Raw genomic sequence first — 13,165 nt, 5'->3', positions numbered from 1 at the left:
TGTCTTTTATGAAACTTTAGCCTATGGAAAACTTAATTCGTTTATTAACCTTTTTGGCCTCTTTTAAGAATCCCTCTTTATCCTCAAGCGATATGTAGATAGTCTGAATCCCCTTGGAATCGATGGCAATCCTGTCAAAGGAGGCACTAAAGGAGGAAGAAGTAGCCCTTGTCTCCATCATCCCTGTAATATCCTGCGGCACAATTGTTTTCTTCAATATTCCAAAATGTATGACCATTTCTCTTTTGTCGATAGTGACATAGTTATTAAAAATTACAGGAACTAAATATAAATCTACTATGATGCACGGGGGAATATAGAGCATCATCGCATTACCATTCATGTTAGTAAAGAAAAAAGTAGCCACTGCAGCCACATTGAATGCTACTGTAACTATATACCACCATTTTGATGTTTTTCCTTGAAATTTCATTATAAAAATCCTCCCATTTCACCCTGTTTAATACTTTTTACAGGTAAATTCTCTTGTTGTTACCTTCCATACATTCACCGCAGCAGCCTGTTTGTCATCAAAAGTAAATGTCCCTCCGGTCTGCTGCTTCATGATAAGCGCCAAAGCCTTCTTTTTCTCGCCTATATCAGACACTACCTCAGCGCTGCCGTTCCCTATCACACTGGCAAACCGGTAACTGTACTCACATGCGCTGTCGCCCACAATTAAATCATGCCCACAGTCCATCTCAAATCCCACGTTCGGATTATCAGCAATAATGTCATATTTCCGCCCGCTTTTGGCTCCGTGGAAATAGAATACCAAATACTCTTCTTTATATTCATACCCAAAGTTCATAGGCACCATATAGACATTCTCACTGTCCCAAAACCCGACACGGCATATTTTGCATTCATCAATCACTTTCAAAATCTCTGAGATTTCTGAAACTTCCCTGTCCTTTCTCCTCATCTTCTCCTTCTTCCTTTCTTTTGCGTCTTCAACAATTATATCATCCGCCTTACGGTTTGTCCATCTGCAATGCGGCGCAAAAATACCGGGAACGGCTGCCTGCCGCTCCCGGTATCTATCTTCTTTCATATCCCTGTCTTCTTTTATTTGTTGGACAGATATTCGTGAATTCCCTGTGCGCCTGCTTTTCCTGCACCCATGGCAAGAATTACCGTAGCAGCGCCTGTCACAGCGTCTCCACCTGCATAGACTCCGTCTTTGGATGTCTTTCCAAGTTCTTCGTCCGCCACGATACATTTCCATTTATTAACTTCCAATCCCTCTGTGGTGGAAGAAATAAGCGGGTTTGGAGAAGTACCAAGTGACATGATGACTGTGTCAACATCAATTACAAATTCAGAACCTTCAATCGCTACCGGACGTCTTCTACCTGATGCGTCTGGCTCTCCGAGCTCCATACGGATACATTTGATGCCGGTTACCCAGCCATTCTCTTCCAAAATCTCTACCGGGTTGGTCAGAAGGTCGAACTGAACGCCCTCTTCCTTTGCGTGGTGGACTTCCTCCACACGGGCCGGAAGTTCTTCTTCGCTTCGGCGGTATACGATATGTACTTCAGCGCCTAGGCGGAGCGCGGTTCTGGCAGCATCCATAGCTACGTTTCCGCCGCCTACTACGGCTACCTTCTTACCTGCCGCTATCGGGGTATCATAGGAATCGTCAAACGCCTTCATAAGATTGCTTCGGGTCAAGTATTCGTTGGCGGAAAATACACCATTCGCATTTTCTCCCGGAATACCCATGAACTTAGGAAGACCGGCACCGGAGCCGATAAATACAGCTTCGAATCCTTCTTCTTCAATCAGCTGGTCGATTGTTGTAGACTTGCCAATCACGACATTGGTCTCAAACTTAACGCCAAGCTCTTTTACTTTATCAATTTCTTTTGCGACAACTTTGAGTTTTGGAAGACGGAATTCCGGAATACCGTATACTAATACACCGCCCAGCTCATGGAGTGCCTCAAATACAGTCACTTCATAACCCAGTTTTGCCAAATCCCCTGCACAGGTAAGACCTGCCGGGCCAGAACCGATAACAGCGACTTTATGTCCATTCATCTTATCGGCGCCTACTGGCTTGATATCATTCTCAAGCGCATAATCTGCAACAAAACGCTCCAGTTTACCGATGGAGACCGGTTCTCCCTTGATGCCGCGGATACATTTGCCTTCGCACTGTGATTCCTGCGGGCACACACGTCCGCAAACCGCCGGAAGCGCGGATGACTGTCCAATAATCTTATATGCTTCCTCAATATTCCCTTCTTTTACCTGCTGGATGAACGCGGGGATGTCAATGCCTACCGGGCATCCCTTCACACACTGTGCATTCTTACAATTGATGCAGCGTGTCGCCTCGTCCATAGCTTCTTCCTGATTATATCCGTAACAAACTTCTTCAAAATTCGTTGCACGTACCTTCGGGTCCTGTTCTCTAACAGGTACTTTTTTTAATACGTCTGCCATTATTCGTCACCTCCACAATGACCGCATCCACCGTGATGTGTGTCACCTTCCTGTAATTTCAACATTGCCCTGCCTTCTTCTGTCCTATACATTTCCTGTCTCTTCATGGCTTCGTCAAAGTTGACCAGATGTCCATCGAATTCCGGCCCGTCTACACATGCGAACTTAATCTCATCGCCAACGTGGAGACGACAAGCGCCGCACATACCTGTACCGTCTACCATAATTGGGTTCATACTTACGACAGTAGGAATCTCCAGTTTTTTTGTGAGCAGACATACGAATTTCATCATAATCATAGGTCCGATTGCAACACAGACATCATATTTATTGCCTTCTTCAACCAACTTTTCAATCTTTGTTGTAACCATTCCGGAATGGCCATATGTACCGTCATCTGTACACGGGTAATAATTTCCCGCCACAGCTTCCATCTCCGGCTCCAGAATCAGCATATCTTTTGTCTTAGCCCCTACAATAACATCAACATCGATGCCTTGTTCCTTCATCCATTTAACCTGTGGATAGACCGGTGCCGCGCCGACGCCTCCGGCTACGAAAAGAATTTTTTTCTTTTTCAGGCTTTCCACATCTTCTTCAACAAATTCTGACGGACATCCAAGCGGGCCTGTGAAATCCCTAAAGCTGTCCCCAGCTTTCAGCATGGCCATCTTTTCGGTGGACGCACCTACACATTGAAATACAATCGTAATAGTTCCCGCTTCTCTGTCATAATCACAGATTGTAAGCGGAATCCTCTCCCCTTTGTCATCCATTTTTACAATTACAAACTGTCCCGGCTCGCAGTGCTTAGCCACTCGCGGCGCTTCTACGTCCATAAGATAAATCTTATCAGCCAGTTTTTCAGCTTTTCTTATCTTGTACATTCCTATGCCTCCTAAACATTTTTGCTCCTTCTATGATAAATTATAAACAAACAAATATCAAGTATTTCTTGTTGTAAAACCGACATTAAATGCGTAAAAAACAGGTGCTTCTCCAAAAAGCACCTGTTTTCCAATCATACGTTCTGATTTTTTCAAAATCCAGCCCACACTATTCTAAAATCAATTCATAGTTTCTCTTTGTTATACCACTGGCTTTGCCCTTATCATTGATCAGCACCACACTGAGAATCGTATTTCCCTCCGGCATCTCAATGGGGCCGGTGTATTCAGAAGAGGACGCCGTCGGCGTAGAATTATCCATGGTATAGTAGGCTTTATAGCCTTCCGGCACCTGCACCGTGATAGTCTGTGCCGATTCATACTGTCCAGTGGAGGGGGTGACCGCCGGGGCATCTGCCACAGGCAGCTCAACTGTATAAGTCTTTTTTACCTCCAGACTTGGAATGCCTTTGCTATTTACCGATATAGCACGGACAATAGTCTCTCCTTCCGGTATCTGTATCGGCCCTGCATACTTTGTGCTGGAAGTGGTAGGTTCTGTATCGTCGACTGTATAGTAGATTTCCTTACCACCTGTAAGCTCCAGCTCCTGCACATCATCAAAGGCATCACTGTCATCAAGACTGAACTCCGGCGCTTCTGACACATAGTTTTTCAATTCTTCCAGTACTTTCTCACTCTCGCATTCATCTAACAGTACGGAAACTTTATCTTCTTGCTCTGTATCCATATAAAAAGTGATAGCCGCCCGGTAAAGCTCAGTGTTAGAACTCTGCTCTGCAATCGCATCTTTAAAGACCTGCTCTGCCTTATCCAGATTATCCTGCGCAGTATACACATTGGCTAGCCCTGTATAAGCCTCGCTCCGCTTTTTATCCTTCCTGACTGCCTTCTCAAACTTTGCCAGAGCCTGATCATACTCCTTGGCTGCCAGATAGCGCTCACCCTGTTTAATCTGACCCGTGTATGAATTCTGGTACCAGACAACCCCAATTACAATTCCGATTATGGCAATTACGGAAAGAATGATGAGCCGGCGAATCCGTTTCTTTTTGGCAAGCATCTTTTTCTTTTCTGCCTGTCTTCTTCTCTGCTCGCGCTCAGCCTGCGGGTTGCGCCCCGTCCTGCCGTCTACTCTGCCAGTCCTGCCGGTTCTCTGCGGTACTTTTCCTGTCTGTCCTGTACGCCCAGAAACATATCCGGTCCGCTGTGATACATGGCCCGTTTTCTGGGACACATATCCCGTCCTGCCGGAAGCACGCCCGCCGCCATTTTTTCCTGTCTTTCCGGTTTGATACCGCCCGTCCTTGGGCCGGCTTTTGCCACCGGATACCAACGTTTCACTGACAGCCCCTTTAATCTGAGCCGCCAGCACATCGTCTAATGGATTGTAATCAGGCACGATTTGTATTTCTTGTCCGCACTCCGGACAGATCAGCTGCTCCTCCGGAATTTCTGCTCCACAATTCATACATTTCATTGTCTATAACTCCTCCTAGTTCCGCACTGTCTCTACACAGTTGTTCATAAGCATCGCAATCGTCATCGGTCCGACACCTCCCGGTACCGGCGTAATCGCAGAGACATGATCCACAACGTCTGCAAAATCAACATCTCCGCACAATTTATTATTTTCATCGCGGTGGATTCCCACGTCAATCACTACGGCGCCTTCTTTTACATAGTCCTTAGTGATATATTTCGGCTTTCCTACCGCTACGACCAGAATGTCTGCCCGTCTTGTAATTTCTTTCAAGTCTTTCGTTCTGGAATGTGCAATCGTGACCGTGCCGTTCTCCCGAAGCAGTAATAACGCCATCGGCTTACCGACAATATTGCTGCGCCCAATTACCACACATTCTTTTCCCTCAATATTGATTCCTGAACGCTTCAGGAGCTGAATGACTCCGGCCGGCGTACACGGAAGATATCCCTTGGTTCCTATGCACATCTTTCCCACTGTCTCTGGATGAAAACCGTCCACATCCTTCTCCGGTGAAATGGTGAGCAGGACATTCTCCTCACAGATGTGCTCCGGCAGCGGAAGCTGCACCAGAATTCCATTGACTTCATCATCTTTATTCAACTTTTTCACAAGGGCCACCAGTTCATCCTCCGTCGTCTCCTCCGGAAGTTCATAGGACTGGGACTTAATTCCAATATACTCGCATGCCCTCTTTTTATTTCTTACATAGACTGTTGACGCAGGGTCTTCCCCGACTTGGATTACTGCAAGACAGGCATCCTTGCCCTGTGCATGAAGACCGTCTACTTCAACTTTCAATTCGTCTTTTATCAGTGCTGATATTGATTTTCCATCGATCAGATGTGCCATACTATTCACTCTCCTTAGAATAATCCGGTTATTTTGCCGTCAACCACATCGATTCCATCTGCGGCCGGTACTTTGGGAAGTCCCGGCATTGTCATGATCGCGCCCGTCAGCGCAACCACGAAGCCTGCTCCTGCGCTCACGTAAACTTCACGAATATGAATATCAAAATCGGTCGGCCTGCCGAGAAGTTTTGCGTCGTCAGACAGAGAATATTGATTCTTCGCCATACATATCGGCAGATTGCCAAAGCCCATCTCTTCTATCTTTGCCAACTGCTTATTTGCAGCAGGCTCATAAATAACGCCTCTGGCCCCGTATATTTCCTTCGCGATTGTCTCAATCTTTTCCTTAAGAGAAAGCTCATCCGCATATAATGGGTGATATCCGCTTGTCTTTGTCTCCAATGTCTCAAGAACCTTCTTGGCAAGCTCGATTCCGCCTTCGCCGCCCTTTTCCCATACTTTAGAAAGAGCGAACTCACAGCCTCTGTCCTCACAGAACTTACGGATATACTCGTATTCAGCCTCTGTATCTGAGACGAAAGAGTTCAACGTGACCACAACCGGCACACCATATTTCTGTAGATTTTCTATATGCTTTTCAAGATTGACAATTCCTCTCGCCAAAGCATCCAGATTCTCTTCATTCAAATCCGCTTTGGCAACTCCTCCATTATACTTCAAAGCACGCACAGTTGCAACTAAAACTACAGCATCTGGTTTTAATCCTGCTTTCCTGCACTTGATATCCATAAACTTTTCAGCCCCAAGGTCTGCGCCAAATCCAGCCTCCGTGATGGTGATATCACTGAGCTTCAGGGCCATTTTCGTAGCCTGAACGCTGTTGCATCCATGGGCGATATTTGCAAACGGGCCACCATGGACCAAGGCCGGTGTATGCTCCAGAGTCTGTATAATATTGGGCTTGATAGCATCCTTTAAAAGGGCAGTCATAGCTCCGGTCGCATGAAGCTGCTCGGCCGTGACCGGTTCGCCTGTAAAGGAGTAGGCAACGATAATTTTGCCAAGCCGTTCTTTCAAATCTTCCAAATCATTAGCCAGACAGAGGATTGCCATAATCTCAGAGGCAACTGTGATGACGAAATGATCCTCCCGCACCATGCCGTCCATTTTGTTTCCCAGCCCGACTACAATGTTGCGCAGTACACGGTCGTTCATATCAAGACACCGTTTCCAAACTATCTGACGCGGGTCGATCTGAAGGGCGTTCCCCTGCTGGATGTGGTTATCCAGAAGAGCTGCCAGCAAGTTATTTGCCGAGGTGATAGCATGAAAATCCCCAGTAAAATGAAGATTCAAGTCTTCCATGGGTACGACCTGCGCATATCCGCCTCCGGCCGCCCCGCCTTTAATGCCGAAGCAGGGGCCAAGGGATGGCTCCCTGAGCGCAATCAAAGCTTTTTTGTTCAACTTTGCCATGGCCTGTCCGAGTCCTACTGTCGTAGTTGTCTTCCCTTCCCCGGCAGGTGTAGGATTGATTGCGGTCACAAGCACGAGCTTCCCATCCGGACGGTCTTTCACCTTTTCCCAAAGTTCATTGGAGAGTTTCGCTTTATATTTGCCGTAAAACTCTAAATCCTCCTCATTTATTCCAATGGATGCCGCCACATCTTTAATGTGCGCCATCTGAGCCTCCTGTGCAATCTGAATGTCAGTTTTCATCGTTTGCATTCTCCTTTCTCTCTTAGACATACTCGTCAATATATTGTTCAAACTCTTCTAAGGACATCAGCACTTTTCTTGGCTTTGTGCCTTCCTCTTCCCCCACTACACCGGCTTCTGCCAATTGATCCATAATCCGGGCCGCCCGGTTGAAACCGATTTTAAAGACACGCTGCAGCATGCCGATAGAAGCTTTGTCCTTCTCTATGATAAACTTTCCTGCGTCGACAAAATACACATCCCTGTCATCTTGAACAGTCCCAGCGGTTCCTCCTGCACTGCTCTGTCCCAGATTCACCTGATTCTGTATTTCCTCATCGTAGTCAGCCTCTCCAATATTGGTCTTAAGGTATTCTACCACGGCCTGCACTTCCTTATCTGACACGAACGCGCCCTGTACACGTACTGGTTTCTGATATCCGGCGGGATAAAAAAGCATATCTCCCTTGCCGAGCAGCTTCTCTGCGCCGTTCATATCGATAATTGTCCTCGAATCAACACCGGAGGATACAGAAAATGCAATCCTTGACGGCATATTCGCTTTGATCAGGCCAGTTATAACATTTACAGACGGTCTCTGGGTGGCAAGAACCAAGTGCAGCCCCGCAGCTCTTGCAAGCTGCGCCAGACGGCAGATTGCCTCTTCCACTTCTCCCGGAGCTACCATCATAAGATCCGCCAGCTCGTCCACGATAATGACAATCTGCGGCATCTTCTTCGGTTTTTCCGGATCGTCAATATCTTTGATATTCTCTACCTTATCGTTGTACCCTTTGATGTCGCGGACATTATACTCCGCAAACAGCTGATAACGCCTTGTCATCTCCGCCACTGCCCAGTTCAACGCACCGGCGGCCTTCTTCGGATCCGTGACGACCGGAATCATCAGATGCGGAATTCCATTATAGACCGACAGCTCTACCACCTTAGGGTCTACCATGATCAGCTTTACTTCATCCGGCTTTGCCTTATAAAGTATACTCATGATCAAGGTGTTGATGCAGACCGACTTACCGGAACCCGTGGCGCCCGCCACAAGAACATGAGGCATCTTGGCAATGTCCGATACGACCACCTTTCCCGCAATATCCCGGCCTGTTGCGAAGGATATCTTGGACGTGCTCTTCTTAAATTCTTCCGATTCTAAAAGATCCCGGAGCATAACGGCAGAATTCTCCTTGTTCGGCACTTCGATTCCGACTGCCGCTTTCCCCGGTATGGGCGCCTCGATACGGATATCCGCAGCCGCCAGATTCAGCTTGATATCATCGGCTAATCCCACAATCTTACTGACCTTTACCCCCATCTCAGGCTGCAGCTCATAACGTGTGACAGAGGGTCCGCAGCTGATATTAGTTATTGTCACATTCACGCCGAAGGTCTGCAGTGTTTTCTGCAGCTTCAAGGCCGTCTCACGGAGATGTCCGTCAGTATCACCACTGCTCTTTGTTCCCTTTTTCAAGAGGTTCAGCGGTGGTATCTTGTACTCCTTCTTAAGCTCCGCCGTCTTGGAAATTGTCTGCTCAACATTCGCCGTCTCCTGTGCTACGTCAACCTTAGTCTTATCTATGTTATGCAGCACGCCGGCCTCTGCCATGGCATCCCGCAAAAATTCCGGCGTCTTCATGCCGGCTGTTTCCTTGACCGGTTCAGGTTCAACAATTTCTTCCGGTTCCGGCATCAATTCTGTGGCTGACAACGGCATCGCCCGGTTAATTACAACTTCATCCAAGGATATCTGGCCAGTCTGCTCCAAAATGTGTTTGGCAGCGGCCTCGTCGGCCCCTGCCAGCACACTGTTCACATCCTGCTTGGTACGGTTGGTGGCCTTGGTTCCTCTTGTACGCTTCTCCTTGACCGGTTTTTCCTCTTCCAAGTCTGTATGTGCTGTCTGGCTCTTATCGAGGGTCGTATTGAAGGAAACACCGGACACTTGATGGTCAAGCCTCCTTTGCTCCCTCTCCGCCTTCTTAACGGCCGCTTCTTCCTTGTGCCGTTTTACATCCTCCATTGCCCTGTCGTATGCTTTTGCGCTGCCCTTCTTGACTCCGCCCAATATAGAGCGTTCTGTAATCAGTACAATACAGATTACCATAAGAATAATCACGATGACATAGGTTCCCGCGACTCCCACTGCCGGAGTCATGACACCGGCTATCTTCTCACCGGTAATTCCGCCCTTATCATCTATCAACTGTGCCATAACGCAAAGCAAAACGGTCAGGACAACTCCTGCCGCCGTTTTTATGTAAGCTATCGGATTCCCTATATTTGAGACTAAAAATGCAACCCCCGCAAATAGCAGGAACGGGAATACATAGGCGATAAAACCTAATATTTTCTGCATGAAATCCGCAATCTTCGCCCCCACGAACCCTGCCAGCCCAAAATTACTGATTATCAGTAGAATGCTGACGGCTAATGTAAGCCAAATTGCAATTTCCTTGACCAAGAAACTCTCCCCTGCCCCTTGTGTCTTTTTTGTTCTTGTGTTCTTTGTATTTCTGGCAGTACTTTTCGTTGTCTTTTTTGTACTGCCTCTCCCCCTCGCCGTTGTTTTTTTACCGCTTGTCTTTGAAGCCATTAAACTTCCCCCTTAAATACGCCCCTGTATTTTCTAACGGATTCCAAACCCGCTTAGTACTTTATATCCGGCCGGACAGAAAACATTATTCTGTCCGGCTGTTTATACATACATATCTTATTATATCATTATGGAAAGTTTATGTCATTACCTAATTTTCATCAGTATTTTCCCTATTTTGGTCTATCATTTCATGCAATTTTTTCAAAGCGTCCTTGATTCCGCCTACTTCGTCGATCAATCCTTCTTTTACGGCATCCTTTCCTTCCAGCATTGTCCCCACGTCTTTTACCAGCTGCGTGGAATCCAGCATCAATTCCTCAATTCTCTCCTGAGACATTTTAGAATGTTCTGACAAGAATTTCGTAATTCTGTCCTGCGTGCGCTCCATGTTCCGCAGGCTCTGCATGACCCCGATGAACATTCCACTTGATCTGACGGGGTGGATAATCATAGTGCCGCTCGGTACGATAAAAGAATAGTCGGAAGAAACAGCCAGCGGGCCGCCGATGGAATGGCTTCCTCCTAGAACAAGAGACACTGTGGGTTTACTCAGAGACGCAATCATTTCAGCGATTGCAAGACCCGCCTCCACATCTCCTCCCAGCGTATTCAACAATATCAGTACTCCATCCACCTCACAGCTGTTCTCGATCTGTGCCAGTTTGGGGAGCAGATGCTCATATTTTGTCGCCTTTGTATTTCCGGATACCGCTTCATGCCCTTCTATCTCCCCGATAATCGTAAGAAGCTCAATGCGGTGCTGCTCTTTGCCTTCCAGCGGCATAGCCCCCATCTCTTTAATATGGGAATCTTCTTCGGACAAATTCTCCGGCTCCTTTTTTGTGCCGTCGCCCTTCTTCTCTTCTCCGTCCGCTGCATTTCGTACCCTGCTGTCTTCACTTTCCCCGTTTCTTTCTTCCTCTGTGCCGGATACTTCCATGTCTTTTCTTTTCTTCTTGATTTTATACTCTTTCATGTCACTGTCATCGTACATACCATCTTCCTCCTCAATTTGTATTAAATCTGGCAATAGTATGCGCAGAGGAACGAAAAATATGTCCAAAATCAAAGCAAAAAAACGGACGGCATATCCGATTCATGATATGCTGTCCGCCCTAATTTTGTCTGCTTTAAACTACACTTCCTCAAGTGCCTGCTTTAAATCTTCAATAATATCCTCGATATTTTCAATTCCGACGCTGAAACGAATGAGATCCGGCTGTACGCCTGCCTCTCTCAGTTCCTGATCGTTCATCTGTCTGTGTGTGTGGCTAGCCGGATGAAGTACGCAGCTCCTTGCATCAGCTACATGGGTCACGATTGCGATCATCTTCAGACTGTCCATCATCTTGACCGCGGCATCCCTGCCGCCCTTTAAACCAAATGTGATAACGCCACAAGTACCGCCCGGCATATACTTCTTAGAAAGCTCATAGTACTTATCACCTTCCAGCGACGGGCAGTTCACCCATGCTACCTTTTCATGTGCCTGCAGATACTGTGCGGCCTTCAGGGCATTCTCGCAATGGCGGGGCATTCTAAGATGCAGCGTCTCAAGACCTATATTCAGCAAAAACGCATTCTGAGGTGACTGGATAGAGCCAAGATCTCTCATCATCTGTGCTGTAGCCTTCGTAATGTAAGCCGCTTCTCCGAATCTTTCTGTATAGATTAGACCATGGTACGTCTCATCCGGTGTCGTAAGCCCCGGATATTTATCCGCGTATTTATTCCAGTCAAAATTGCCGCTGTCCACGATACAGCCGCCCACGCAGGACGCGTGTCCGTCCATATATTTGGTCGTGGAATGTGTCACGATATCTGCCCCCCATTCAAAGGGACGGCAGTTTATAGGCGTAGCGAACGTATTGTCCACGATAAGCGGAACGCCGTGGGCATGAGCCGCCTCTGCAAATTTTTCAATATCAAGTACATTCAAAGCCGGATTGGCAATCGTCTCACCGACCAAGGCCTTCGTATTTTCTTTGAACGCTCCGTTCAGTTCCTCCAAAGAACAGTCGGGATCTATAAATGTAGCCTCAATCCCCATCTTGCGGATCGTGTGAGCGTATAAATTGTATGTACCGCCATAGACTGCTGAGGAACAAATGATATGATCGCCCGCCTCCGCTATATTCATGATAGAATAGAAATTGGCCGCCTGTCCTGAAGACGTAAGCATAGCCGCCACTCCGCCTTCCATATCACAAATCTTTGCGGCAACTGCGTCATTCGTAGGATTCTGAAGGCGAGTATAGAAATAACCGCTCTCCTCCAAATCAAACAATTTCCCCATATGCTCGCTTGTATCATATTTGAAAGTAGTGCTCTGATAGATCGGCAGTACTCTTGCTTCTCCATTTTTCGGTGTATATCCTGACTGAATACATTTTGTCTCTATTTTGTAATTGCTCATCTGGTGTCCTCCTATGAATATAAATATTTTTTTTCAAGAGAACGCACCATATCAGAATATACTTCTCTACATTCTTCCTGTCGGTTCTCCTCTATGAGTTTGACGCACGGATTCAAATATCTTTCCCAAATCTCTTGATAAATAGCTCCTGCATTGTCCATGCGTCCAATCCTTCTCACAATGGTCGGCGCCACATTATAGTACTCATTGATTTCTTCGATGCCGCCGCTTGCCGAAGCGAGATAACCGTCCCGGTAGTTCCGCAGCAGATTCAGTTCATAACAGTCATCTGCCTTGCCAAGACTTTGGCAGACCGCCGTTGTAATATAGCAGAAATGGGATTTGAACCCTCCCTCTATGTCCTCGAATGTAGACTTGCTTATGTCCATAGAAAGTCCGTTGTCATTCCACAGCTCGACCATTCTATCCACGATTTTCTCACAGCTGTCGATTCTGCCATAGCGGAACATAGGGATGACAAATGCCACCATGCCCAGATTGTACTTCATCAGTGCATTCTCCTGCTTTCTTTTGGTGCCTTCCTTTTTCAAAATCGCATGCATTTTGTCCGGCATGACTCTTGCAATCTCTTCCAACGCCTCGTCCGGGTTCTCTGCCGTCTCGCACTCATGGGCAATGGCGGAGAATAAGGGGCGGAATTCCTCATACTTATCCTTGAAAATGTCAGCATATGTTTTTTTGTTAAATTCCTTAGAGAACGGTACCAGAAGTTCAAACAGCCGATTCAGGCCTTCCTGTATCTCTTGTGTCATAGTATTTCCT

At 46.9% G+C, this 13,165-nt stretch carries 11 protein-coding genes; all 11 read right to left on the bottom strand.

What is annotated here, in order from left to right; genetic code table 11:
• Positions 1 to 16: 16 nt before the first annotated feature.
• The 11 genes from BN6465_RS04660 to BN6465_RS04610 all read right to left on the bottom strand — a co-directional run bounded on the left by BN6465_RS04660 (position 17) and on the right by BN6465_RS04610 (position 13,155).
• A complete protein-coding gene (locus BN6465_RS04660; RefSeq protein WP_066732154.1) occupies positions 17 to 433 on the bottom strand; it encodes a PH domain-containing protein in 417 nt (138 codons plus the stop codon).
• A gap of 27 nt (positions 434 to 460) precedes the next feature.
• Positions 461 to 1,054 (bottom strand): pyridoxamine 5'-phosphate oxidase family protein, encoded by a 594-nt coding sequence (locus BN6465_RS04655; RefSeq protein WP_227183220.1) that lies wholly within the window; start codon positions 1,052 to 1,054, stop codon positions 461 to 463.
• A gap of 14 nt (positions 1,055 to 1,068) precedes the next feature.
• The gene (gene gltA / locus BN6465_RS04650; protein ID WP_066732152.1) at positions 1,069 to 2,454 is read right to left on the bottom strand and encodes an NADPH-dependent glutamate synthase; all 1,386 of its coding nucleotides are present in this window, start codon (positions 2,452 to 2,454) and stop codon (positions 1,069 to 1,071) included.
• On the bottom strand, positions 2,454 to 3,341 hold the full coding sequence (locus BN6465_RS04645) for a sulfide/dihydroorotate dehydrogenase-like FAD/NAD-binding protein (RefSeq protein WP_066732150.1): 888 nt from the start codon (positions 3,339 to 3,341) through the stop codon (positions 2,454 to 2,456). Before BN6465_RS04645 ends, gltA begins: the two co-directional genes overlap by 1 nt.
• 169 nt (positions 3,342 to 3,510) lie before the next feature.
• Entirely contained in the window at positions 3,511 to 4,842 is a 1,332-nt protein-coding gene (locus BN6465_RS04640) for a chitobiase/beta-hexosaminidase C-terminal domain-containing protein (protein ID WP_066732148.1), read from the bottom strand.
• Between the two features lie 15 nt (positions 4,843 to 4,857).
• Complete coding sequence (gene folD / locus BN6465_RS04635) at positions 4,858 to 5,697, bottom strand: bifunctional methylenetetrahydrofolate dehydrogenase/methenyltetrahydrofolate cyclohydrolase FolD (RefSeq protein ID WP_066732145.1); 840 nt, start codon at positions 5,695 to 5,697, stop codon at positions 4,858 to 4,860.
• 14 nt (positions 5,698 to 5,711) lie between these two features.
• On the bottom strand, positions 5,712 to 7,379 hold the full coding sequence (locus BN6465_RS04630; RefSeq protein WP_066732143.1) for a formate--tetrahydrofolate ligase: 1,668 nt from the start codon (positions 7,377 to 7,379) through the stop codon (positions 5,712 to 5,714).
• Positions 7,380 to 7,401: 22 nt separating this feature from the next.
• On the bottom strand, positions 7,402 to 9,963 hold the full coding sequence (locus BN6465_RS04625) for an FtsK/SpoIIIE family DNA translocase (RefSeq protein ID WP_066732141.1): 2,562 nt from the start codon (positions 9,961 to 9,963) through the stop codon (positions 7,402 to 7,404).
• 151 nt (positions 9,964 to 10,114) lie between these two features.
• Positions 10,115 to 10,759 carry a ClpP family protease gene (locus tag BN6465_RS04620; RefSeq protein ID WP_227183274.1) on the bottom strand — a complete coding sequence of 215 codons (645 nt, stop codon included), beginning with the start codon at positions 10,757 to 10,759 and terminating at the stop codon, positions 10,115 to 10,117.
• Between the two features lie 342 nt (positions 10,760 to 11,101).
• Positions 11,102 to 12,382 carry an O-acetylhomoserine aminocarboxypropyltransferase/cysteine synthase family protein gene (locus tag BN6465_RS04615; protein ID WP_066732140.1) on the bottom strand — a complete coding sequence of 427 codons (1,281 nt, stop codon included), beginning with the start codon at positions 12,380 to 12,382 and terminating at the stop codon, positions 11,102 to 11,104.
• A gap of 11 nt (positions 12,383 to 12,393) precedes the next feature.
• A complete protein-coding gene (locus BN6465_RS04610) occupies positions 12,394 to 13,155 on the bottom strand; it encodes a CFI-box-CTERM domain-containing protein (protein WP_066732138.1) in 762 nt (253 codons plus the stop codon).
• Positions 13,156 to 13,165 lie beyond the last annotated feature (10 nt).

This window comes from Bariatricus massiliensis (genome assembly GCF_900086725.1).
Classification (GTDB): domain Bacteria; phylum Bacillota; class Clostridia; order Lachnospirales; family Lachnospiraceae; genus Allocoprococcus; species Allocoprococcus massiliensis.
The sequence above is the reverse complement of the archived record's forward strand: the minus strand, read 5'-3'. Positions and strand labels throughout refer to the sequence as shown.